At 73.2% G+C, this 23,324-nt stretch carries 22 protein-coding genes and 1 pseudogene; 11 read left to right on the forward strand and 12 right to left on the reverse strand.

Annotated elements, in window-relative coordinates; translation table 11 throughout:
• Positions 1-252: 252 nt before the first annotated feature.
• Positions 253-1,749 (reverse strand): AMP-binding protein, encoded by a 1,497-nt coding sequence (locus AB0903_RS14245; protein ID WP_366702462.1) that lies wholly within the window; start codon positions 1,747-1,749, stop codon positions 253-255.
• 143 nt (positions 1,750-1,892) lie between these two features.
• On the opposite strand from AB0903_RS14245, the gene AB0903_RS14250 reads away from it, so the two are divergent.
• The 4 genes from AB0903_RS14250 (at position 1,893) to AB0903_RS14265 (ending at position 5,972) form a co-directional block, all read left to right on the forward strand.
• On the forward strand, positions 1,893-3,089 hold the full coding sequence (locus AB0903_RS14250) for an amidohydrolase family protein (protein WP_366702464.1): 1,197 nt from the start codon (positions 1,893-1,895) through the stop codon (positions 3,087-3,089).
• Positions 3,089-4,222, forward strand: coding sequence for an acyl-CoA dehydrogenase family protein (locus AB0903_RS14255; protein ID WP_366702466.1), 1,134 nt, complete (start codon positions 3,089-3,091; stop codon positions 4,220-4,222). Before AB0903_RS14250 ends, AB0903_RS14255 begins: the two co-directional genes overlap by 1 nt.
• Positions 4,222-5,139 (forward strand): acyl-CoA dehydrogenase family protein, encoded by a 918-nt coding sequence (locus tag AB0903_RS14260; protein WP_366702468.1) that lies wholly within the window; start codon positions 4,222-4,224, stop codon positions 5,137-5,139. Before AB0903_RS14255 ends, AB0903_RS14260 begins: the two co-directional genes overlap by 1 nt.
• A 377-nt stretch (positions 5,140-5,516) precedes the next feature.
• Positions 5,517-5,972, forward strand: coding sequence for an ATP-binding protein (locus AB0903_RS14265; RefSeq protein ID WP_366702470.1), 456 nt, complete (start codon positions 5,517-5,519; stop codon positions 5,970-5,972).
• 14 nt (positions 5,973-5,986) lie between these two features.
• Here the strand turns inward: AB0903_RS14265 and AB0903_RS14270 are convergent, their stop codons facing one another.
• The gene (locus tag AB0903_RS14270; RefSeq protein WP_366702472.1) at positions 5,987-6,913 is read right to left on the reverse strand and encodes a cyclase family protein; all 927 of its coding nucleotides are present in this window, start codon (positions 6,911-6,913) and stop codon (positions 5,987-5,989) included.
• Positions 6,914-6,995: 82 nt separating this feature from the next.
• On the opposite strand from AB0903_RS14270, the gene AB0903_RS14275 reads away from it, so the two are divergent.
• Both AB0903_RS14275 and AB0903_RS14280 read left to right on the forward strand, forming a co-directional pair.
• Entirely contained in the window at positions 6,996-7,907 is a 912-nt protein-coding gene (locus tag AB0903_RS14275; RefSeq protein WP_366702474.1) for an SDR family oxidoreductase, read from the forward strand.
• Positions 7,908-7,988: 81 nt separating this feature from the next.
• Entirely contained in the window at positions 7,989-9,038 is a 1,050-nt protein-coding gene (locus AB0903_RS14280; protein WP_366702476.1) for an alcohol dehydrogenase catalytic domain-containing protein, read from the forward strand.
• Between the two features lie 123 nt (positions 9,039-9,161).
• Here the strand turns inward: AB0903_RS14280 and AB0903_RS14285 are convergent.
• Together AB0903_RS14285 and AB0903_RS14290 are read right to left on the reverse strand one after the other, a co-directional pair.
• A pseudogene (locus AB0903_RS14285) lies at positions 9,162-9,260 on the reverse strand (SAM-dependent methyltransferase); the annotation flags it as partial.
• A gap of 364 nt (positions 9,261-9,624) precedes the next feature.
• Positions 9,625-10,608, reverse strand: coding sequence for a helix-turn-helix domain-containing protein (locus tag AB0903_RS14290; RefSeq protein WP_366702478.1), 984 nt, complete (start codon positions 10,606-10,608; stop codon positions 9,625-9,627).
• Between the two features lie 71 nt (positions 10,609-10,679).
• Here AB0903_RS14290 and AB0903_RS14295 point away from each other — a divergent pair, with 71 nt between their 5' ends.
• Positions 10,680-11,975: an MFS transporter gene (locus AB0903_RS14295; RefSeq protein WP_366702480.1), complete on the forward strand. Its 1,296-nt coding sequence runs from the start codon at positions 10,680-10,682 to the stop codon at positions 11,973-11,975.
• Positions 11,976-11,990: 15 nt separating this feature from the next.
• Here the strand turns inward: AB0903_RS14295 and AB0903_RS14300 are convergent, their stop codons facing one another.
• From AB0903_RS14300 to AB0903_RS14320, 5 genes are all read right to left on the reverse strand, one after another.
• Entirely contained in the window at positions 11,991-12,500 is a 510-nt protein-coding gene (locus AB0903_RS14300) for a DUF1203 domain-containing protein (protein ID WP_366702482.1), read from the reverse strand.
• A gap of 42 nt (positions 12,501-12,542) precedes the next feature.
• Complete coding sequence (locus tag AB0903_RS14305; protein ID WP_366702636.1) at positions 12,543-13,166, reverse strand: flavin reductase family protein; 624 nt, start codon at positions 13,164-13,166, stop codon at positions 12,543-12,545.
• 80 nt (positions 13,167-13,246) lie between these two features.
• Entirely contained in the window at positions 13,247-13,963 is a 717-nt protein-coding gene (locus AB0903_RS14310; RefSeq protein WP_366702638.1) for an enoyl-CoA hydratase-related protein, read from the reverse strand.
• A 65-nt stretch (positions 13,964-14,028) separates the two neighbouring features.
• On the reverse strand, positions 14,029-16,260 hold the full coding sequence (locus AB0903_RS14315) for an acetate--CoA ligase family protein (protein WP_366702484.1): 2,232 nt from the start codon (positions 16,258-16,260) through the stop codon (positions 14,029-14,031).
• A 183-nt stretch (positions 16,261-16,443) separates the two neighbouring features.
• Positions 16,444-17,607, reverse strand: a complete 1,164-nt coding sequence (locus AB0903_RS14320; RefSeq protein ID WP_366702486.1) for an NAD(P)/FAD-dependent oxidoreductase — start codon at positions 17,605-17,607, stop codon at positions 16,444-16,446.
• Positions 17,608-17,786: 179 nt separating this feature from the next.
• Here AB0903_RS14320 and AB0903_RS14325 point away from each other — a divergent pair, with 179 nt between their 5' ends.
• Entirely contained in the window at positions 17,787-18,239 is a 453-nt protein-coding gene (locus AB0903_RS14325; RefSeq protein WP_366702488.1) for a DoxX family protein, read from the forward strand.
• On the forward strand, positions 18,236-18,655 hold the full coding sequence (locus tag AB0903_RS14330) for an OB-fold domain-containing protein (protein ID WP_366702490.1): 420 nt from the start codon (positions 18,236-18,238) through the stop codon (positions 18,653-18,655). The genes AB0903_RS14325 and AB0903_RS14330 overlap by 4 nt, the downstream gene beginning before the upstream one ends.
• Positions 18,656-18,799: 144 nt before the next feature.
• Here the strand turns inward: AB0903_RS14330 and AB0903_RS14335 are convergent, their stop codons facing one another.
• Together AB0903_RS14335 and AB0903_RS14340 are read right to left on the reverse strand one after the other, a co-directional pair.
• Positions 18,800-19,480 (reverse strand): pyridoxal 5'-phosphate synthase, encoded by a 681-nt coding sequence (locus AB0903_RS14335; protein WP_366702492.1) that lies wholly within the window; start codon positions 19,478-19,480, stop codon positions 18,800-18,802.
• 37 nt (positions 19,481-19,517) lie between these two features.
• Positions 19,518-20,687, reverse strand: coding sequence for an acetyl-CoA acetyltransferase (locus tag AB0903_RS14340; protein ID WP_366702494.1), 1,170 nt, complete (start codon positions 20,685-20,687; stop codon positions 19,518-19,520).
• A 230-nt stretch (positions 20,688-20,917) separates the two neighbouring features.
• On the opposite strand from AB0903_RS14340, the gene AB0903_RS14345 reads away from it, so the two are divergent.
• Both AB0903_RS14345 and AB0903_RS14350 read left to right on the forward strand, forming a co-directional pair.
• Entirely contained in the window at positions 20,918-22,039 is a 1,122-nt protein-coding gene (locus tag AB0903_RS14345; RefSeq protein WP_366702496.1) for an acyl-CoA dehydrogenase family protein, read from the forward strand.
• Positions 22,039-22,524 (forward strand): nitroreductase/quinone reductase family protein, encoded by a 486-nt coding sequence (locus tag AB0903_RS14350; protein ID WP_366702498.1) that lies wholly within the window; start codon positions 22,039-22,041, stop codon positions 22,522-22,524. The genes AB0903_RS14345 and AB0903_RS14350 overlap by 1 nt, the downstream gene beginning before the upstream one ends.
• On the opposite strand, the gene AB0903_RS14355 is transcribed toward AB0903_RS14350, so the two are convergent.
• A complete protein-coding gene (locus AB0903_RS14355) occupies positions 22,511-23,149 on the reverse strand; it encodes a hypothetical protein (protein WP_366702500.1) in 639 nt (212 codons plus the stop codon). The two genes, AB0903_RS14350 and AB0903_RS14355, sit on opposite strands and share 14 nt — an antisense overlap.
• Between the last annotated feature and the right edge of the window lie 175 nt (positions 23,150-23,324).

Raw genomic sequence — 23,324 nt, forward strand, 5'->3', positions numbered from 1 at the left:
CGTGTCCGGGACGTAAAGCGTCGCAACTCGCGCGAAGCGCGGTGAGGAAAGCAGTCCCGGACACGACCACCGGAGCGGCACCCGGACGCCACCCGGACAGGACCGGGCCAAGTCCCGAAGGCGCACCCGGGGCCGGGCCTCGCCCGAGGGCGTCACCCGGACAGGACCGGGCACCGCCCGGACGCGCGGCACCCGGGCCGGGGCACACCCGAGGACGTGACACGGAACGGGTCTTGCCCGGCCACGCCCCCGCTACGCGTACCGGTCGCGGAGCTTGTACTTGAGGACCTTGCGCAGCGCGTCGTTGCGGGGAAGCTCGTCCACCACCTCGAGCTGTTCGGGGAGTTTGTGGACGGCCAGGCCCTGCGCCCGCAGATACGCGGTGAGGTCGGACAGCGTCGGGTCCGCCGCGTCCCGTGCCCGTTCCACCACCGCGCAGACGCGTTCGCCGCGTTCCGGGTCGGGGAGGCCGATGACGGCCACGTCGCCGACCGAGGCGTGGCCGTGCAGCAGGTCCTCGATCTCCTTGGCCGAGATGTTCTCGCCCTTGCGGATGATGACGTCCTTGGCCCGCCCGGTGATGACGAGATGGCCGGTGTCCGTGAGGTGGCCGAGGTCGCCGGTGCTCAGGAAGCCGTCGGCGTCGAAGGCGGCGGCCGTAGCGACGGGGTCCAGGTACCCCTTGCAGACGGCCTCGCCGCGCAGCCGGATCTCGCCGTCGGTGATCCGTATCTCCATGCCGGCGGGCGGTCGCCCCTCGGTGTGGGCGAGGTGGTCCTCGGTGTCGTCGGGAGAGCCCATGGTGATCATGGGTACCTCTGTCATGCCGTAGCCGTGGGTGAGTGCGCAGCCCATCTCGCGGACCACGGCGTGGTGGAGCCCGGGCGGCTTGGGCGCGCCGCCGCCCGCCAGCAGCCGCAGGGTGGGGATCAGTTTGCGGCCGGGCTGCTTGCGCTGTTCCGCGAGGAACATCGCGTAGAAGGCGGTGGAGCCGCCGGCCGTGGTCACGCCGTGCCGGCGGTACTCGTCGAGGGCGTCGGGCAGGGCGAACTTCTCGAAGAGGACCGCGGGGAACCCGTACAGCAGCAGCATGATCAGGTAGTCCGGGCCGCCGATGTGCGCGAACGGGAAGGCGATGGAGCCGATGTCGTCGGCGGACAGGCGCAGCGCGTGGGCGAGGCACGAGCCGCCGGCGATCAGTGAGCGGTCGGTGTGCAGCACGCCCTTGGGGTCGGACGTGGTGCCGGAGGTCCAGTAGATCCAGCGCACGTCCGTGCCGGAGGCGGGCGGCGCGGGCAGTGCCGACGGGTCGCCGTCGGGCAGCGAGTCGTACGCCTCGAAGACACCGGGCGCACCGGTGCGCCCGGCCATGGCCGTGAAGTCGAAGCCGCGCCATTCGCCGGGTACGGCGAAGTACGCGGCCTTGGACTCGCGCAGCGCGAAGCCGACCTCGCGGTCCCGGTGGAAGGGGATGACCGGCGACTGCACGGCGCCGATCCGGGCGAGGGCCAGGGTGAGCAGGACCGTCTCGATACGGGTGGGGAGCTGCCAGGCGACGACCGTGCCGGGGCGGACGCCCATCGCGTGCAGCCCGGCGGCGGCCCGCTCCGAGCGGTCGCGCAGTTCGCCGAAGGTGAGGCGGCGCTCGCCCTGCAGCAGTACGGGCCGGTGGGGTGTGAGCGCGGCCCGGCGGGCGACGAGTTCCCAGAGGGTGGCGGCGGTGCCCAGTGCGTGTGCGGTCTCGTCCATGGCCGGGCGCCTCCGCGAGTGAGGGGGAAACGAAGAAGGGGACTGACGGTGCGTCAGATCGTACGGTTCCACGCCTTGTCGGTCCAGGGGCGCGGGGCTAGCCTGGCGGACACAACTGACGCACCGTCAGAAGGATGGTCCCGATGGAACAGGAACTGCCCCGGATCGTCAGCGTCGACGACCACGTGATCGAACCGGCGCACCTCTTCGAGACCTGGCTCCCCGCCAAGTACCGCGACCGCGGCCCCAAGCCGCTGACCACCGGCATCGGGGAGCTCGCCTACGTCGGCGGCAAGTACCGGATCACCATGGACCCCGAGGGGCCGCCCGCCGACTGGTGGGTCTACGAGGACCTGAGGTTCCCGTACAAACGCAACATCGCCGCCGTCGGCTTCGACCGCGACGACATGACCCTCGAGGGCATCACCCGGGCCGAGATGCGGCCCGGCTGCTGGGACCCGGTGGAACGCCTCAAGGACATGGACCTGAACCACGTCGAGGCGTCCCTGTGCTTCCCCACCTTCCCGCGCTTCTGCGGTCAGACCTTCGCAGAGGCCCACGACAAGGAGGTCGCGCTCGCCTGCGTACGCGCCTACAACGACTGGATGGTCGAGGAGTGGTGCGGCGACAGCGGCGGCCGGCTCGTCCCGCTCTGCATCGTGCCGCTGTGGGACGTCGCTCTCGCCGTCGCCGAGATCCGCAGGAACGCCGCGCGGGGCGTGCGCGCCGTCACCTTCTCCGAGATCCCGACCCACCTCGGGCTGCCGTCGATCCACTCCGGCTACTGGGACCCGTTCTTCGCCGTCTGCCAGGAGACGGGCACGGTCGTCAACATGCACATCGGCTCGTCGTCCCAGATGCCCGCCGCCTCCCCGGACTCACCGCCCGCCGTGCAGGCCGCCCTGTCGTTCAACAACGCCATGGCGTCGATGACCGACTTCCTCTTCAGCGGTGTCCTCGTCCGCTTCCCCCGCCTCACGCTCGCCTACAGCGAGGGGCAGATGGGGTGGATCCCGTACGCCCTGGAGCGCGCCGACGACGTGTGGGAGGAGCACCGGGCCTGGGGCGGGGTGCGCGACCTGGTCCCCGAACCGCCGTCCACCTACTACTACCGGCAGATCTTCTGCTGCTTCTTCCGCGACAAGCACGGCATCGCCTCCCTCGACGTCGTCGGCCGCGACAACGCCACCTTCGAGACCGACTACCCGCACGTCGACTCGACCTTTCCGCACACCAAGGAGGTCGCCCTCGACCATGTGCAGGGCCTCGACGACGAGACCGTGTACAAGCTGATGCGGGGCAACGCCATCCGCATGCTCGGCCTGGACCTGGACCGGTAGTGGACCTGGCGTACACCGACGACGAGGAGGAGTACCGGGGCCGGCTGCGCGACTGGCTGGCCGCCGCCCTGCCGGCACTGCCCCCGCAGCCACCGCCCGGCGACTGGCCCGCGCGACGCGCGTACGACACCGCCTGGCAGCGGGCCCTGTACGACGCCGGCTACGGGAACGTGCACTGGGACGCCTCCCCGACCCTCCGGCTGATCTTCCTGGAGGAGACGGAGCGGGCCGGAGCCCCGTACGTCGGCGCCAACTTCGTCGGCCTGCTGCACGCCGGGCCGACCATCGCCGCCGAGGGCACCCCTGAGCAGCGGGAACGCTGGCTCGGGCCCATCCTGCGCGGTGACGAGATCTGGTGCCAGGGCTTCAGTGAACCGGAAGCCGGCTCCGACCTCGCCTCGCTGCGCACCGAGGCGGTCCGCGACGGCGAGGCGTACGTCGTGACGGGGCAGAAGATCTGGACCTCGCACGCCGAGGTCGCCGACTGGTGCGAACTCCTCGTCCGCACCGACCCCGCCGCCCCCCGGCACCGCGGCATCACGTGGCTCGCGATGCCGATGGACACGCCCGGCATCACCGTTCGGCCGCTGCGCACCCTCGCAGGGTCCGCCGAGTTCGCCGAGGTGTTCCTCGACGAGGTGCGGGTGCCCGCCGCCTGCCGGGTCGGGGAGGAGAACGACGGCTGGCGCGTCACCATGGTCACGCTTTCCTTCGAACGAGGGACCGCCTTCGCCGGCGAGGTCGTCGCCTGCCGCCGCACCCTCGGGGAGGTGGCCGCACAGGCGCGCGCCAACGGCAGCTGGGACGATCCGGTGGTCCGCCGCAGACTGGGCGGACTGCACGCCGAGTTCACGGCGCTGTGGCGGCTCGTCCAGTGGAACGTCAGCGAGGCCGCCGCGACCGGCAGCGTGCCCGGCACCGGAGGGTCCGTCTTCAAGCTCCGCTACTCGCACGCCCGCCAGGAGCTGTACGACGCGGCCGCCGAGGTCCTCGGTCCGGACGCGCTCGATCTGTCGCGGCCGTGGACCGTGCAGCGGCTGTCCTCCCTCTCGTACACGATCGCCGCCGGCACCTCGCAGATCCAGCGGAACATCATCGCCGAGCGCATTCTCGGCCTGCCCAGGGGACGCTGATGGACTTCCGGCTCACCGACGACCAGCGGGCGCTGCGCAAGGGGGCCCGCGCGCTCCTCACCGGCCGTTTCGGGCGCGAGGCGCTGCGGGCCGCCGCCGACCGCGAGGGCAGGGTCGACCGGGAACTGTGGCGCGAGCTCGGCCGGGCGGGGTTCTTCGCACTGCGGCTGCCGGAGAGCGAGGGCGGCGTCGGGCTGGGGCTGCCGGAGGCGGTACTGCTCTTCGAGGAGGCGGGCCGCGTGCTGCTGCCGGGGCCGCTGGTGGCGACCCATCTGGCGGCCGGGATGGTGCCTGGGGCGGCGGACGGCACGGCGGTCGTCACCTGCGGGAGCCAACTCGCCCCCTTCATACAGCACTTCGAGGATGCCGACGCGGTCGTGATGCTCGGGGCCATGCCGGGTGCCGTGATCGTGGAGGTGCGGGCGGCGGCCGCCGTACGGTCTCTCGACCCGCTCACGCCACTGCACCGGCTGCCGCACCCGCCGCCGCCCGCCGCGCCGCCGGTCCCCGCGGTCCTTCTCACCGCCGCCGAGCAGCTGGGCAGCGCCGCCCGCAGCACCGAGGAGGCGGTGCGCCACGCCAAGGCCAGGGTCCAGTTCGGGCGGCCCGTCGGCGCCTTCCAGGCCGTCAAGCACCTGTGCGCAGAGATGCTGGTGCGTACGGAGGTCGCCCGCGCCGCCGTCTACGCGGCGGCCGCCGTACCCGGCCCGGCGGAGGCCGCGGGGGCCAAGCTGCTGGCCGACGACGCGGCGGTGCGCAACGCCCGGGACTGCCTGCAGGTGTTCGGCGGGACGGGCTTCACCTGGGAGGCGGACGTCCACCTCCATCTCAAGCGCGCCCTGCTGCGGGCCCGGATGTGGCTGACGGCGTCGCAGGCCGAGGAGATGAACGCGCAAGCCCTGGCCTCAGCACTCTGATCCGTCACCGTGCGTCGATATCGGGTTGTGTCCTTCGGAGGACTCGTCACAGGGCGGAGTCGGGGCACCACTCCGGTACGCTCCGTTGGATGCGAGTCGCTGCGATGACGGGGTCTCACGGTGCCGCCCGTACGGCGGTCCCGCACCCGTCGATGCGCGCTGTCCGGCCTGTGCGATTGCGTCCTGCGGCACTGTGTTCGACTCGCCGCGTTGTGCGTCGCACAGTATGCACCACGCGTACTCCTTCACGCTGGAATATGCCTGAAGCGCTTGTTGCGGTGACTGTCAGTCAATCAAGCTGTGCTGTAAGGGAATCACATTCCGTTATGGCTGTGAGGCGCGAGGCTATGTGTCCGCCGGTTCGGGTGGTGTGAGCTGTGCAGGTGCTTCAGATGCAGTTGGAGATCGGATCCGACCCCTCGGAAGTGGGGCGGGCCCGCAGATGGGCCAGGGCGCGGCTCGTGAAGTCCGGAGTGGGTGACGACGAGCGGCTGGCCGAGACACTGATCCTGCTGATCTCGGAGCTGGTGACCAACGCCGTGGTGCACACCGGCTGTCCGGCGGTGCTGCGGATGCTCTTCGGCGGCGGTGCCGCCGAGGCCGGGACGGTCAGGGTCGAGGTCGTCGACGTCAGCGCCTGCCCGCCCTGCCCCCGGCGCGCGCGGGGCGAGGACACCGGCGGCCGCGGACTGGAGCTCGTCGACGGGCTCGCGGACCGCTGGGGCTGGCATCGGGAGGGCGCCGGCAAGTCCATCTGGTGCGAGGTGGACCGCGGGCTGCCCGCCGGCGCGCAGCGGCTGGCCGGCGCGCCCGTCGTGGCGCGCGGGGCCTGACCCCGCCTGGGGCATCAGAGCACGGCCACCGGGGCGACGGGTGTTCCGGTGGCGCCGACGAACGGCTCCGGCATCGCGGAGAGCAGGAACGCGTACCGGCGCGCCTGTGCACAGGCTGTGGACAACTTTTCCAGATTCCAGTTCTGGCCCTGGAGCATGCCCATCTCCACGAGGTGCAGCGCGTGCACCGGCAGCCAGAGGTCCTCGATCTCCGGTGGGAAGATCTCGAAGGCCAGCGTGTCGTTCGCCACGGCGGCGACGTCCCGGGCGTGGAACCACTCGGGCGTGCGCACGGACAGACCGGGCGACGGATACCCGTAGCCGTGCCGGTCGCCGTCCAGCAGGAGCCGGATCTGCCCCGTCCGTACGAGGACGATGTCGCCGCCGCGCACGGTGACGCCCCCGTACTCCGCAGCCTCGTCGAGGTCCTCCGGTGTGACGGCGTGGTCGCCGGGCAGCCGGTCGAGCCCCTTCGCCCGCGCCACGTCCAGGAGAACACCGCGTGAGACGACGGGCGGCGCCTTGTCGATACCGCTGAAGCGGGCGCCCTCGTGCGGTGTGACGGTGTCCGCGGGGCGTCCGTTGTAGAGGCGGCCCGAGTGCGAGGCGTGGGTCAGGGCGTCCCAGTGGGTGGCGCACTGGAGCCCCATCGTCACCGTGTCGTCGCTGGTGGCGACGGTGCCGGGCCCGAACAGCTCCCGGTTGATCTGCACCATCGTGTGCAGCGGGTCGATCCGGCCCGGGATGACACCGGTCTGCACCCCGCCCTGCCGCAGCGGCACCGCGAGGGGGACGCGCACACCGCTGCGGACCGCGGCGACGGCATTCTTCACCACCTCGTCGTCGATCAGGTTCAGGGTGCCGGTCTCGTCGTCGCCGCCCCACCGCCCCCAGTTGTTGACGCGCTTCGCGATGTCGTGGAACGCGGCCGGAAGTGACATGGGGCCTCCCCGGGGCTTGTGTTCGTGCATCCGACTCCCCAGAATCTAACGGTCCGTCAGAAACCGCGGGAAGGGGCCGGTCGTGGGGAATTTCTTGGCAGCCAAGGTCGTCGCCGTGACCGGAGCCGGCCGGGGCATCGGACGGGCGGTCGCGCTGGCCTGCGCCGCCGAGGGCGCGAGCGTCGTCGTGGGGGACCTCGGCGTCTCGGTCGACGGAGCCTCACCCACGTCCGAGGTCGCCGACGGTGTCGTCAAGGAGATCGAGGCGGCCGGCGGCGCGGCGGTGGCCGTGGCCGACGACATCGCCACGATGGAGGGCGGACGGCGCCTCGTGGACGTGGCACTCGCCGAGTACGGACGGCTGGACGGGGCCGTGTGCGTCGCCGGGATCCTGCGCGAACGGATGCTGTTCAACATGGCCGAGGACGAATGGGACGCCGTCCTCGCCACCCACCTCAAGGGCACCTTCACCGTCTTCCGCGCCGCGTCGGCGGTGATGCGGGCCCAGGGCTCCGGCACTCTGATCGGCTTCACCAGCGGCAACCACCAGGGGTCCGTCTCGCAGGCCAACTACTCGGCGGCCAAGGGCGGAATCATCTCCCTCGTCCGCAGCGCGGCGCTCGGACTGCACAAGTACGGCGTCACCGCGAACGCGGTGGCCCCCGTCGCCCGCACCCGCATGTCCGCGGGCGTCCCCATGGAGCTCAAGGAGATCGGCGACCCCGAGGACGTCGCCGCCCTGGTCGTCTACCTGCTCTCCGACCGCGCCCGCGCCGAGAGGATCACCGGTCAGGTCTACACGATCGCCGGCCCCAAGATCGCAGTCTGGGCCCAGCCGAGGGAACTGCGCGCCGCCTACGGCGAAGGGCCCTGGACCCCGGACCGTATAGCCGACTTCCTGCCGGGCACGGTCGGCACAGACCCCATGCCGATGCTCGCGCGACTGGACGCCATGTCCGCCGCGGCCCGGCGCGGGGACCGGCCCCATGCGTGAGCCGCGCACGCCGCGTGAGCCGGACGGGATCCGGCGCAGTGTCCCCGCCGGGCGGACGCCCGGCCTTTTGAAGGAGCCGCGGTGAAAGGTGTCGTGTTCGACGGGGAGCGCGTCCTGGTCGTCGACGACCTGGAGGTACGCGCCCCCGGCCCGGGGGAGGTCCTGGTCGAGATCGCCGCCGCCGGGCTGTGCCACAGCGACCTGTCCGTCGTCGACGGCACGATCCCGTTCCCCGTGCCGGTCGTCCTCGGCCACGAGGGCGCGGGGGCCGTCGCGGCGGTCGGCCCCGGCGTGGTCCATGTCGCCCCCGGCGACCACGTCTCGCTGTCCACCCTCGCCAACTGCGGCGCCTGCGCCGACTGCGACCGGGGCCGCCCCACGATGTGCCGGCGGGCCATCGGCCGCCCCGGCCGCCCCTTCTCCCGAGCCGGCACTCCGGTGTTCCAGTTCGCCGCCAACTCGGCCTTCGCCGAGCGGACGGTCGTCAAGGCCGTGCAGGCCGTGAAGATCCCCGCCGACGTCCCCCTCACCTCCGCCGCGCTCATCGGCTGCGGCGTCCTGACGGGCGTCGGGGCCGTACTGAACCGCGCCCGGGTGGGCCGGGGCGACACCGTCGTCGTCATCGGCACCGGCGGTGTCGGCCTCAACGTCCTCCAGGGAGCCCGTATCGCGGGCGCCTCTGCGATCGTCGCCGTCGACACGAACCCGGCGAAGGAAGCCGTGGCACGGCAGTTCGGCGCCACCGACTTCCTCGCCTCCGCCGACGGCGTGCGGGAGGTCCTGCCCGCCGGCGCGGACCACGTCTTCGAGTGCGTGGGCAGCGCCGCGCTGATCCGCGCGGCGATCGAACTGCTCGACCGCCGCGGCCAGGCGGTCCTGCTGGGCATGACCGCCCCGTCGGCAGAGGCGGCCTTCCTGCCCGCGTCCCTCTTCCTGGACAAGTCCGTCCTCGGCTGCCGCTACGGCTCCTCCCGCCCGCAGCACGACATCGCGCTCTACGCGGACCTGTACCGGCGCGGCCTGCTCCTCCTCGACGAACTGGTCACCGCCACCTACCTCGTCGAGGACTTCGCCAAGGCCGCGGACGACGCGCGGCACGGTCGGGTGGCGCGCGGCGTGCTGACGTTCTGAGGCGGAGCGCACGTCGGTCCGTACCGGCACCGCAGGCGTCCGGAGCCTTGCCGTGATGACGGCGGTTCTCATACTGCCTGGCCAAGCGCGCCTTCTCTGCGCAAGGCAGGCGCTGCGCGCTGTTCATCGGCACACGAGGATGCCGCCGAGGCAGGTGACGCGGAACGTGCCCTCTGCCTGGATGGTCTCCTCCACTCGTTCTCGGGCGCGCTCGATCGTCTCCGAGACGTGCGCCGCGAGGCCGGACAGCCATCCGGCGACGATGTACAGGTGCCGCGTCTGACCGGGGTGCTGGCGGCCTTCGAGTAATCGGAACACCTCGGCGCGGAGGGTGCGGATCTCAGGGACCAGGAGGGGAAGCGGCCGGCTGACGAAGTCCCTGGCGAGGCGTTCCACGTCGGCATCGAACTGCTCCAGCGCCAGGGCGTTGATGTTGGTGGCGGCAGCGTGTCTGGCGAGGCGGGCCGACAGTTCGGAATCCGCGGCGATACCGCCCAGCTCGCCGGCGGGCGCCGCAGAGGTGCCCGGCACGGGGAGGTGAGCGCGCCGTAAGCCGGGTACACGCACACCCACTCGGCGCGTGCCCTCAGCCTGCGCGGCGGTCCCGGAACGTCCGCCGGTACACCGTCGGCGGGACGCCGAGCGCCGCCTGGAGGTGCTGGCGCATCGACTGGGCCGTGCCGAAACCGGCGTCCGTGGCCACCTGGTCGATGGACAGGTCCGTGGACTCGAGCAGATGCCGGGCTCGTTCCACCCGCTGCTGGGTCAGCCACTGTCCCGGGCTGATGCCGACCTCCTCGCGGAAGCGCCGTGTGAAGGTCCGTACCGACATCGACTCCTGCTCTGCCAGTTCCCGCAGTTGCAGCGGCTCGTGGAGCCGGCCGAGCGCCCAGGCCCTGGCCGTCGCGGTGGTCGCCACCTGCGGTTCGGGGACGGGCCGGTGGATGTACTGGGCCTGCCCGCCGTCGCGGTGCGGGGGGACGACGGTCCGGCGCGCGACGTCGTTGGCGACCGCCGCGCCGTGGTCACGCCGCACGATGTGCAGGCACAGGTCGATCCCGGCGGCGACCCCCGCCGAGGTCAGGACATCGCCGTCGTCGATGAAGAGCACGTCCGTGTCGACCGCGACGGACGGGAAGAGCCGCTGGAAGTGCTCGGCGGACGACCAGTGGGTGGTGGCGGGACGCCCGTCCAGGTAACCGGCGGCGGCCAGCACGTACCCGCCCGTGCAGATGGAGACCATCCGGGTGCCCGGCCGGACGTATGCGAGGGCGGCGGCCAGGTCCTCGGTGAGGCGGCCCTCCTCGTAGACCGGTCCGAGCTCGTATGAGGCGGGGACGACGACCGTGTCCGCCGTGGCCAGGATCTGCGGGCCGTGCTCGACGGTGACGGCGAAGTCCGCGTCCGTCCGGATCGGGCCCGCGGTGAGACCGCAGGTGACGGTCTCGTACAGCGGACTGCCGTCGGCGGCTACGGCGCGGCCGAAGATCCGGTGCGGGATGCCCAGCTCGAAGGGGAGCAGCCCGGTCAGGGCCAGAACCACCACCCGGTGCCGTCCGGTCTGCGTCATGGCCCGATCCTATCGAACACTGTCCCTCGGGCCACTCGTTGCGGACGGTACGGATCCGGAAGCTGGGTGACGTGACCCAGACAACCGTGCCGCGCCCCGGTTCCGAGCAGCCGCTGCGCCGTCCGCCCCGCATCCACCGTGCCTGGTTCGTGGCCGCCGTCACCTTCGTGACGATCATCGGCGCCGCGGCCTTCGCGTCCCTGCCCGGCCTGCTGATCGAACCGCTGCACTCGGAGTTCGACTGGTCCCGCGGCACGATCGGCTTCGCCGTCTCCGTCAACCTGGCGCTGTACGGACTGACCGCGCCCTTCGCGGCGGCCCTGATGGACCGGTACGGGATCCGCCGCGTCGTCGCCGTCGCGCTCAGCGTGATCGCGGCCGGCGCGGTGCTCACCGTGTGGATGACCGCGCCGTGGCAGCTCGTGCTCTACTGGGGCGTCCTCGTCGGCCTCGGCTCCGGCTCGATGGCGCTCGCCTTCGCCGCGACCGTCACCAACCGGTGGTTCGTCAAGCGCCGCGGCCTGGTCACCGGCATCCTCACCGCGGCCGGGGCCTCCGGCCAGCTCGTCTTCCTGCCGCTGCTGTCCTGGCTGGTGGAGAACCACGGCTGGCGGCCCGCCGCGATCACCGTCTCGCTCTCCGCCCTGGCCGTCGTCCCGTTCGTCTGGCTGCTGCTGCGTGACCACCCGGCGGACGTGGGCATCGCCGCGTACGGCGCGGAAGGCTTCACGCCCAAGCCGGACCCGGTGCCGGGAGCGGCGCGCAGGGCGGTCCAGGTCCTCTTCCGGGCCGCCCGCACCGGTCCGTTCTGGCTCCTCGCCGGGACCTTCGCGATCTGCGGCGCCTCCACGAACGGCCTCGTCAAGACGCACTTCGTGCCGGCCGCCCACGACCACGGCATGCCCATCACCGCGGCGGCGTCGCTGCTCGCCGTCATCGGGGTCTTCGACGTCATCGGCACGATCGCGTCCGGCTGGTTCACCGACCGCTTCGACGCGCGCCGCCTCCTCGCCGTCTACTACGCGCTGCGCGGCGTCTCGCTCCTCTTCCTGCCGATGCTGCTCGCGCCGTCCGTCCACCCGCCGATGATCTTCTTCATCGTCTTCTACGGCCTCGACTGGGTCGCCACCGTCCCGCCGACGATCGCCCTGTGCCGCGAGCACTACGGCGACGACAGCGCGATCGTCTTCGGCTGGGTCCTCGCCTCCCACCAGGTCGGCGCCGCCGTCGTCGCCTTCGCCGGCGGCGTCGCCCGCGACGTCTTCGGCTCGTACGACGTGGTCTGGTACGCCTCCGGAGCCCTGTGCGCGGCGGCGGCCCTGATGGCCCTGGTCATCCGCCGCAGGCCGCTGCCGAAGCTTGCCTGAGGCCCTGCGCCCGGATCAGGCCGGCTCCGTGCGCCGGACCTCGACCATGAAGCAGCCGAACTCCACGGCGCGGACGTGCACCAGCGCCACCGCCGGGTCGGCGAAGACCTCCCGCAGGGCGGCGTCGACCTCTGAGGCGCGCTCCCGGGGGATCTCGACCAGCGTCCCGCCGAGGATGTGCCCGTCGGCGCTGTAGGCGCGCAGCACCCGGCGGGCGCCGTGGAGTTCGGCGGGATAGCCGGGTCCGGAGGTCCGGCCGGCGCACTCCTCCGCGTGGACGAAGACCGGCCCGCACTCCTCGTACGGGCCGGGCTCCGCGCCGGTCTCGGCCGCCCAGCGGCGCAGCGGCGCGTACGAGACGAGGACGATGCGCTCACCGGCCTCGCTGCGCCGCAGGCAGCAGCGGAGCGGTGCGCCGCCCTCCGGGTCGGTGAACGGCTGCCGGGTGTGCCCGGCGTCGTCGCGTTCGCGCAACTGCTTCAGTACGTCCGGGGCGATGGCCCGTGCCTCGTGTGTCGTGGTCATGCGTGCAGCCTCCGCGCCGGGCCGCGCCGGCGCCGGCGGGAATCAGACGTCGAGCCCCGCGAGGCGCCCGAAGCGCCCGCGGTGGAACAGCAGCGGCGCGCACTCCTCGTCCGCGTCCAGCGCCTCCACCCGGCCCACCACGATCAGATGGTCGCCGCCGGTGTGCACCGCCTCGACCGTGCAGTCGATCCAGGCCGCCACGCCGTCCAGCAGCGGCGCCCCGGTCACGGGCGCCGGCCGGTACGTCACCCCGGCGAACCTGTCCGCCCCGCTCACGGCGAAGCCGCGGCACAGCGCGCCCTGTTCCTCGCCGAGCACGTTCGCGCAGAAGCGCCCGGCGCGGGCGATGCGCGGCCATGTCGTGGACGTACGCCCCGCCATGAAGACCACCAGCGGCGGTTCGAGCGACAGCGACGCGAACGACTGGCACGCGAACCCGGCCGGACCGTCCGCGTCGACCGCCGTCACGACGGTGACCCCGCTGGCGAAATGCCCCAGCACCCGCCGGAACTCCCCGGCACCCACCGGCGGCCGTTCGTCCTCCCCGACCGCCCGCAGCGCGGGCGCCGGCAGCGCCTCGTACACCTCGGGGCCGACGGGCGTCTCGACGGGCGTCCCTCCGCGCGCCCCGGCGGAGCGGAGGTACCGGACGGCGGTGGCGGCCATGGCCGCGTGTCCCATCACGTCGGCATTACACCTGACGGATCGTCAGAATGGAACCCGTGTGAACCGTCCGCCCGCCTGCTTCAGCAGCCCTCGAAGCGCGGGGTCCGGCGTTCCACGAAGGCGGTCACGCCCTCGCGGGCGTCCCGTGTCGTCATGTTGAGTTCCTGGGACGCCGCCTCCGCCGCGAAGGACGACGCGCGGTCCGTGTCCAGGGAGGTGTTGACCAGGTGCTTGGTCAGGGCGAGGGCGCGGGTCGGGCCCGTTGCGAGGCGGGCCGACCACTCCCGGGCCGTCTTCTCGAGGCCGGCGGCGGGGACGACCCGGTTGACCAGGCCCATGCGCCGTGCCTCCGCGGCGGGCAGGGCGTCGCCGAAGAACATCAGCTCCTTGGCGCGCTGCGGGCCGATCAGCCGCGGCAGGAGGTACGCGCCGCCGCCGTCCGGGACCAGGCCCCGCCGTACGAACACCTCGACGAAGCGCGCGCCCTCCGCCGCCAGGATGAGGTCGCAGGCGAACGCCAGATGCGCGCCGAGGCCGGCAGCCGTGCCGTTGACCGCGGCGATCACCGGCTTCTCGCAGTCCAGTACGGCCCCGATCAGCCGCTGCGCGCCGAGCCGGATCGTACGGGCGACGTCACCGGGGGCCGGGTCGCCCGCCGGGGCGCCGCGCAGGTCGGCGCCCGCGCAGAAGCCGCGCCCGGTGGCGGTGACGACGACCGCGCGGATCGCCGGGTCGCACGAGGCGTCGGCGAGGAGGGCGATGATCCGCTCGCGCTGCTCCCACGTGACCGCGTTCATCGTCTCCGGCCGGTTGAGCGTGATCCAGGAGACGGACTCCGCGACCCGGTGCAGGACGTCCGACGTCACCGGCACACCGCCAGCGCGTCCAGTGCCACCGCGCCCTGGCCGCGTGGCAGCACCATCAGCGGGTTGACGTCCAGTTCCGAGAGCTGGTCGCCGAGCTCCAGCGCCATCCGCTGGACCCGCAGGACCACTTCGACCAGCGCGTCCACGTCCACCGGCGGTCCGCCCCGCACCCCGTCCAGCAGCGCGCGTCCGCGCAGTTCGTCGAGCATGGCCCGGGCCTGGTCCTCGCCGAAGGGCGGGACCCGCACGGCGGTGTCGTGCAGCACCTCGACGAGGACGCCGCCGAGCCCCACCGTCACGGTCGGGCCGAACAGCTCGTCCTGGGCGACCCCCACGACCATCTCCACGCCCCGTTCGACCATCTGGCACACCAGGACGCCGTCGAGGTCGACCTCCTCGTACCGGGCGATGTCGGTGAGCTCCCGGTAGGTGTCGCGCACCTGGCTCGCGGAGGTGAGCCCGATCCTGACCAGGCCCAGCTCCGTCTTGTGCGCGAGCTGCGGCGCGGACGCCTTCATCACGACCGGGTAGCCGACCTGGGCGGCCGCCCGTACCGCCGCGGCGGCGCTGGTCACCAGCTGCTCGCGCGGCACCCGGATCCCGTACGCGCGCAGCAGGCTCTTCGCCGCGTGCTCGCTCAGCTGCCGGCCCGGCTGCATCAGGGTCTGCGCCTTGCGGAAGGACGGGGACGGGGTGCGCGGGGCGTCGTCGAAGGGGGAGCGGTAGCGGGCCGTGAAGCGGTGGTGGGACAGATGGGCGCGCACCGCCGTGATGCAGTTGGAGAAGGTGCGGAAGGTGGCGACGCGGGAGGAGCCGAGCAGTGTGTCGCGGTAGGCGGACTCCGTACCGAGCGGTGAGCCCCACACCACGCACACCAGCTTGTCGGTGGCCTCCGCCGCGTCCACCAGGTCCTGGGCGAGCCGGTCGCTCATCGGTGGGAAGGGCCCGGTGATCGGGCAGATCAGGACGCCGATCTCCGGGTCGGCCAGGATGGAGTCGATGATTCTGCGGCCTCGGTGGTCGCCCACCGGGTGGCCGCCGTTGTCGATCGGGTTCGAGACGTTCAGGTACGGCGGTATCCACCGGTGCAGTTCGTCCTGCCGAGTGTCGCGGAGCCGCGGCAGCCGCAGGCCCGCCGCGGTCGCCAGGTCCGCGAAGTGCGCCCCCGTGCCCCCGGAGATCGAGTAGACGGCCACCCCGTCGGCGACCGGCCTGCGCGCGCGGGCCAGCAGGGCCGCCGTGTCCTGGAGTTCGTCGAGACCGTCGACGCGGATCACGCCGAACTGCCGCATCGCCGCGTCCACCACCTGGTCGCTGCCGGTGAGTTTGCCGGTGTGCGACGCGGCCGTACGCGCGCCGGTCTCCGTGCGGCCCACCTTCACGGCGACGACCGGCACCCCCCGGCGGGCCGCCCGGTCGGCGGCGAGCAGGAAGGAGCGGCCGTTCTTCAGGCCCTCCACGTAGCAGGCGATGGCCCCGACCTCGGGGCGCTCGGCGAAGTACGAGACGAAGTCGGCGGTCTCGAGGTCGGCCTCGTTCCCGGTGGGCGCCCAGTGGGAGAGCCGGATGCCCAGCTCCTGCAGGGTGAAGACGGGCCGGCCCTGGTGACCGGACTGGGTGACGAGGGCGATCGCCGGGCCTTCGAGATCGTCGCGGAACCTTTCGAAGGCGTTCAGATTGGTGTTGGGCCCGAGCAGCCGGACGCCTGAACGCTCCACGGCGGCCGCCAGTCGCGCCTGGGCGGCGGCGCCCTCCTCGCCGGTCTCCGCGTAACCGGAGGCGAAGGCGACGGCGAACCTCACCTTTGCCTCGCCGAGTTCCTCGATCACCGGCAGCGGGTCGCCGACCAGCAGCACCGCGAGGTCGACGGGTTCCGGCAGCCGGGCCACGGACGGCACGCAGTCGAGGCCGAAGACGCTCGTACGGGTGGGGTGCACGGGATGCAGACGGGCGCCGACGCGGGCGGCCCAGTCGACGAGCTGCCGGGTGACACCGGTGTTCGGCCGGCCCTCCGTGTCGGAGGCGCCGACGACGGCGACGGAGGAGGGGTGGAAAAACCGGTCCAGGTCGGGGACCGGCGCGTGCAGGGGACGGCCGCCGACATCGAGGTCACCGGCGAGCGCGGTGGGTCCGGCCGCCTCGTGGACGGCGTTTCCGGGCCGATCGCCGCAGGCGACGACGCGCGCGCGAAGGCCGGAGGTGAGTGTGCCGTGGGTCGATCCGAGCATCGCTGGTCTCCGCTCCTGCTCGACGGCCGAGCTGCCCCCGGCCACTTGGCTGACGCCTAGTCAGATTAGCGAACTGACGGCTAGTCAGGAACAGGTGCCGCACAGGCGGTGCCAGGACGCGGCCGCGGTTCCCGGGGCGGGAGCAGGGGCGGGGTGGGGCAGGAGCGGGACCGGAGCCGGGTCCTACGCCAGCGCCTTCGCGATCTTGCGTGCGTCGATCGCCATCTCCCGGAGCATGCCGCTGATCGGATTCGTGAATCCGGTGAAGTAGAGGCCGGGTGCCTGTCGGGGTGTCCGGCCGCCGTGGACCACGGGCCGGCCGCGCTCGTCCAGCACGCCGAGGTGCCCGACCATGCCTTCCAATGCCCGCCGGTACCCGGTCGCGGCGATCACGGCGTCCGGTGAGATGCGGCTGCCGTCCGCCAGTACCGCCTTGCCGTCGTCGAACGACTCGAGAGCCGCGACGGGCTCGACCCGGCCCGTACGGACGGCGTCGATCAGGCCCGCGTCCTGCACCGGGATCGCGCCCTGCCCGACGCGGGAGTACAGGCCCGTGTCGGGGCGCGGCAGCCCGTGCCCGGTCAGGTCCGGCACGGCGATCCGGCACATGAGGTCCCCGGCCCTGTCCACCAGTCGCACCGGCAGCCGGCGGACGAGGATGCCGGTGCGCTGCGCGGGCCAGCCGGCCGTGGAGCGGCGCACGATGTGCGGAACGGTGCGGACCGCGAGCCGCACCCGTGCGGCTCCGCCCTCGACGAGGTCGACGGCTATCTCGGCGCCGGTGTTACCCACCCCGACGACGAGGACGTCCTTGCCGGCGTAGGGCGCCGGCTCGCGGTAGTCGCGGGCGTGCAGCAGCTCGCCGTCGTACGTCCCGCGGCCCGGCCAGTCGGGCAGGTGCGGGGTGTGGTTGTGGCCGGTGGCCACCACGACCGCCCGGCCGGTCAGCTCCCGACCGCCGGTGGCGTGCAGCAGCCAGTCGTTCCCGGCCGGTTCGATACGGAACACCTCGACGCCGGTGACGATCTCCAACTCGTGGAACTCCGCGTACTTCTCCAGGTAGCGGACGACGTCGTCACGCGAGACCCAGCGGCCGAACGAGCGCGGCATCGGCAGGCCGGGAAGGGCGGAGAGCCTGCGGGTGGTGTGCAGGCGGAGCCGGTCGTAGTGGCGCCGCCAGGAGTCGCCGACCGCCTGGGACTTCTCCAGTACGACGGCCCGCACGCCCCGCTCCCGCAGGGCGGCCGCCGCGGCGAGACCGCCGGGGCCGCCGCCGACGACGTACACGGGACGGTCGTTGGTCCGGTGCGTGCCCGGGTGTCTGTCGGTGTCCTTCACGGCGGCCATGAGTGAAAGCGTAGTGACCCGGTGAATTGATGGGTATCGGTCAAGACCGGGTTCGGTTGCGAATCGGTCACGACCCGGACTCCTTGCGCGCACTCCGGGTGTCCGCCCTCTTGCGCGAGGCGCCCGCGTCCGCTGAAACTGACGTACCGTCAGAATTGAGCGCCGAGAGGGGCCCGGCCATGCGGACGATCTTGCTCACCGGGGCCGAATGGGCCGCCGTCCTGCGTATCGGCCTCGGCCTGTGGTGGCTGGAGAGCTGGCGCCACAAGGACAAGAAGGGCTGGTTCGAGCGGGGGACGGGGATCGCATGGGCGGCCGGTGTCGCCGCGGAGCACCGCTGGCGACCCGTCCGTTCCGGCTTCGAGAAGATCGTGGCACCGCGGCCCAAGGCGATGGCCTATCTCGTCGTCAACGCCGAACTCGCCCTCGGCCTCGGTCTCGTCACCGGATTGCTCACGCCGATCGCACTGGCGGCCGGGCTGCTGCTCAATCTGCTCTACCTGGTGCTGATGATCCACGACTGGGCCGAGCAGGGACAGAACGCCATGATGGCCCTGGTATCGCTCGTCGCCCTCTTCGCCATGTCCTGGCAGACCTGGTCGCTCGACCATGCGATCGGATTCTTCCTGTGACGGGCTCCGGCCCCCTCACCACCCCGGCGACCCCTGACATCGACGACTTCACCCGGCCCTACTGGGACGCGGCCGCCACCGGCGACCTGCTGATCCGCCGCTGCACCGACTGCCGCAGGCCGCACCACTACCCGCGCGAGTTCTGCCCGCACTGCTGGAGCGAGAACGTCGGCTGGGAACGGGCGAGCGGCCGGGCGACGCTCTACACCTGGTCCGTCGTCCACCGCAACGACCTGCCGCCCCACCGCGGCCGCGTCCCGTACACGGCGGCCCTCGTCGAACTGGCGGAAGGGCCCCGGATGATGACGGAGGTGGTGGACTGCGCACCGGAGCGTCTGGCCGTGGGGATGGAGCTGACAGCCGCCTTCCGCGCGGGGGAGGACGGCGTGACCGTGCCCGTGTTCCGTGCCGCGTGACCGCCGGGCATCCGTGTTCGGTCCGGCGTGGCTGCCGGGTGTCCGGTGTCCGTGCCGCGTGATCTCTGCGTGGCCGCCGGGGTGTCCGTGTTCGGTCCGGCGTGACCGTTGACCGTGTCCGTCTCCGGCGCGCGGCGGCGCCCGTCAGGGCCAGAGCAGCTCCCGCTCCCACGCGCCGCCCGTCGGCCGCCGGTAGCGGAGCCGCACATGCCGGCGCCGCTCGTCCCCCTGGAAGAACTCCACCTCGCGCGGCTCCACCGCATACCGCGTCCACGACGGCACCGACGCGTCCGGCTCCGACCGGGCCCGCTCCCACGCGCCCCGGGAGGCGTGGGCCAACGCCTCCACCGACGGCAGCACCTCGCTCTGCCGGCCGGTCAGCGCGGCGGCGAGTGCCCCCGTCGAGCGGGCTGCGAGGTCGGCCCGGCTCTCCTCCGGCGACGCGGCCGTCACCTGGCCGCGCACCCTGATCTGGCGGCCCTGGGCGGCCCAGTAGAAGACGAGCGACGCCTCGGGCCGTGCCGTCAGTTGCCGGCCCTTGGCGCTCGTGGCGTGCGTCGCGAAGTGCCAGCCGCGCTCGTCCGCATCGTGGAGCATCACGATCCGCGCGTCGGGACACCCCTGCTCGTCCACCGTGGCCAGGGTCATGGTGTGCGGCTCGGTCTGCCCGGCCGCCACGGCCTCGGCGAACCACCGGTGGAACAGCGGCAGCGGCTCACCGGGTGCACCGGCCGGGTCGAACGCGGGCAGCGGGACGTCCCAGACCCGCTGCGCGTGCAGCTGTGCGCGGAAGACGGCCCGGGTGTCACGCTCTTCGTGGTCCATGGACGCATTCAACATCCCGTGCCCCGCCGAAGGGCGATCACCCCCGTCCCAGCACCACGGTCCCCGACGAGCAGAACCAGCCCCCGGTCCCCGACGCGACCGCCAGCTCCGGCAACCGGCCGCCCGCCGCCCGCACCTGGTGCCCGCCCGCCTCGCCCCGCAGTTGACGTACCGCCTCGACCAGCAGGAACAGACCGCGCATCCCCGGGTGGCAGGCGGAGAGGCCGCCGCCGTCGGTGTTCACCGGCAGCTCGCCGCCGCGCAGCAGCCGCCCCTGCTCCACGAAGGCGCCGCCCTCGCCCTTGGCGCAGAATCCCAGGTCCTCCAGCGTGACCAGGGTCATGTAGGTGAAGGCGTCGTAGATCTCCGCGACGTCGATCTCGGCCGGCCGCACCCCGGCACGCTCGAACGCGAGCCGGCCGCTGACCGCCGCCGGGGAGACCGTGAAGTCGCGCCACTCGGACATGGTGGTGTGGGAGACGTGCTCGCCGGTGCCGAGGATCCACACCGGGGCCTTCGCGGTGTCCGGTACGTACTCCTCCGCCGCCAGCAGCACCGCGCAGCCGCCGTCGCTGCGGACGCAGCAGTGCAGCTTGGTGAACGGGTCCGCGATCAGCGGCCCGCCGAGCACGTCGTCGACGGTGATCGGGTCGCGGAACATGGCGTCCGGGTTGGCGGCGGCGTTCGCCCGTGCCTGGACCGCCACCTGGGCGAGCTGTTCGAGGGTCGTGCCGTACTCGTGCATATGGCGGCGCGCGGCCATCGCGTACTTGGCGACGAGCGTGTGGCCGTAGGGCACCTCGAACTGGAGCGGGCCGCGGGCGCCGAAGGAGAGGTCGGAGGTGCGCCGCCCCGCCCCGATGTCCGCGCGGGCGGTCGACCCGTAGACCAGCAGCACGGCGTTCGCGTGACCGGCGGCGATCGCGTCGGCCGCGTGGGCGGCCATGACCTCCCAGGTCGCCCCGCCGACAGCCGTGGAGTCCACCCACAGCGGCCGCAGCCCCAGATACTCGGCGACCTCGACCGGGGCGAGCGTGCCGAGGCCGGCCGAGCAGAGACCGTCGACGACACAGCGGTCGAGGCCGGAGTCGGCGAGCGCCCGGCGGGCCGCCTGGGCGTGCAGCGCGTAGGGAGTGGGGCCGTCGAGGCGGCCGCAGTCCGAGAGGGATATGCCGACGACGGCGACCCTGCGCGGTGTGGAAGGCATGTATCTGACGGTACATCAGATAACGGTGGGCGGGCACGGGCCGACAGCGCCTCGCGCGCGACGCCGAAGGCGCGGTGTGCCTCCGGCGCCTGGGCGGCCGTGACGCCTGGGCGGCCGTGACGCCTGGGTGTTCGTGACGTCTCGGCACGCGCGACATCTGGGCATTCGTGCACGGCGGAACTAACATGACGGACCGTCAGACAGTCGTGGAGAGTGGAGAGGAGCCTCGGGTGGATGCCGTCCTCACCGCCGAGCAGGACGAGGTGCGCCGCACCGTGCGCGAAGCGCTGACCGGCCCGGGTGCCGGGCCAGGTGGACCGGGTGGGCCAGGTGCGTCCGGCGGGCCCGCCCCGGAGACCTGGGCCCGGCTCGCCCTGCCCGGGCTCGCGCTCCCCACCGCGTACGGGGGAGCCGGCCGCCCCCTCGCCGCCCTCGCCGTCGCCGCCGAGGAGGCCGGACGGGTCCTGCTGCCGTCCCCGCTGCTCGCCACGGCCGGCCTCGCCGCACCGCTTGTCCTCGCCCTCGGCAGCCCCGAGCAGCGCGCCGCGCTCCTGCCGCGCATCGCGGACACCACCCTCACCTGCACCCTCGCGGTCCCCGGACGCCTGGGCGACGCGCTCGCCCTGACCGGCGACAACACCAACGGCACCTGGGCGGGCGGCGGCCGGGCCGGCGGCATCCAGGCACGGCGCACCGGCGACGACTGGACGCTGTACGGCGAGGCACCCGACGTCCTCGACGGCCACGGCGCCGGACTGCTGCTCGTCGCCGCGCACACGGGTGGCTTCCCGCGCAGCCGCGCCCTGCTCTTCCAGGTCGAGGGGGACGCACCGGGACTGACCCGCGCCCCGCTCACGACGCTCGACGCGACCCGCCCCCGGGCCGCGCTCCAGCTCCGCGACTGTCCCGCCGCACTGCTCGGCACGGACGGCGCCGACGTGCCCGCCGCCCTCGCCGCCACCGGCCGCGGGGCCGCCGCGCTGCTCGCGGCGGAGGCGGCGGGCGCGGCGGGCGGCGTACTGTCCGCGACCGCCGGGCACATCACGGGCCGCGAGGCCGACCGCCACCGGCTCGCCGACCTGTACGCCCACGTCCAGGGGGCCCGTTCCGCGGCGTACTACGCGGCCTGGGACACGGCCGCGGGCCCGCCGGCACTCGCGCAGGCCCTGGAGGCGCTGCGGACCGTCGCGGGTGAGGCGGTCCGGCTGGCCGAAGGCGCCCGCGACCGCGCCGCGCACCGCTACGTCGGCCGGGCAGCCGCCGACGAAACGCTCTTCGGTCCCGTGCACCGGCTGCGGGACGCCGCCGCCGAGCGGGCCGGGCTCTTCACCCCCGAGGGGACGGCGGCCTGATGTCGACGGCCCTCCGCCTGGTCCGGAAGGTCTCCTCCACCCGCGCCTTCGCGAAGGTCGCGCCGCATGTCGTCCCCGTGCTGGACCGCGCGGTCCACCGCCTCACCCGTGGAAAGGTGCTGCCGAGCGCCCGGATGCTGCCCGCCGTCGTACTCACCGTCCGAGGGGCCGGGACCGGGCTGCCGAGGTCCACACCGCTCGCCTGCGTGCCCGAGGAGGCGGGCACCTGGCTCCTCGTCGGCTCCAACTTCGGCCGGCCGGCCCACCCCGCATGGACGGCGAACCTGCTCCGCCACCCCGACGCGGAAGTGAGCCGCCACGGACGGACGATCGCGGTCCGCGCGACGCTCCTCACGGGCGAGGCGCGCACGGAGGCATGGGAGACGGCCGTGCGCTTCTGGCCGCCGTACGCGGCCTACCAGGCGCGCGTCGACCGCGAGATCCGGCTCTTCCGGATCTCGCGGCGCGAGGTCAGTGGCGCCTGAACCTCGAGTGCCGCGCCGGGGCCTCGGGCTCCGGTCCCGGCTGCCCGGGTCCGGGCCGCCTTTCCTCGTCGTACGGCTGCCGGTAGGACTCGGTGTCGGCGTCCCGGTAGGGGCCGGGGCGGTTCGGGTCCTGCCCGTACGGGCCCCAGTCCTCCGCGGGCGCATGGCCCGGAGGCTCTTCGTCGTACGGCTCCTCGTGCCTGCGCCGCAGCTCATGGCGGCCGCTCATCAGCGCGGCGGCCAGCAGGAGCACCACACCGCCGCCGGCGGCGAGCGCCACGCCCAGGCCGAGTCCCGCGCCGTCACCGCCCACCGTGAGACTCCCGGCCGCCTGCCCCTGGCGGACCATCCACAGGATGGTGAAACCCAGCACGATCACGCCCGCGAGCGTCACCAGCAGCCGGGACCGGAGCAGCAGGCCGACCAGCGTGACCAGGGCGGCGAAGGCCATGGGGAGCAGGATGGAGGTGACGAGCGGGCCCTCGTTCTGACTGATCCCGCCGAACAGGTCCTGGATGCGGTAGTCGCGCCCGAGACGGCCGTCGTACCACTCACGGAAGGGGCTCCATACGGCAGCCGTCGCTCCGACGAGAGCGAGGACGGAACCGATGACATTGCGGATCATCGCCGGGCCTCCTTGTGTCAGCCGCGGGGTCGTCTCACGTCGGTCGGGTACCCCGCGAGGGCGATCCGGAACATGCGGGTCCGGGTGGCCGGCGGGCGGCGCGTGCAAGGACGCCTGCGGCGGGCCCTTTCCCCTCTCCGGCCTTCCCCCTCTCCGCCCCTTCCCGAACCGGGCT

The sequence above is a fragment of the Streptomyces sp. NPDC048389 genome (assembly GCF_040706335.1).
GTDB lineage: Bacteria > Actinomycetota > Actinomycetes > Streptomycetales > Streptomycetaceae > Streptomyces.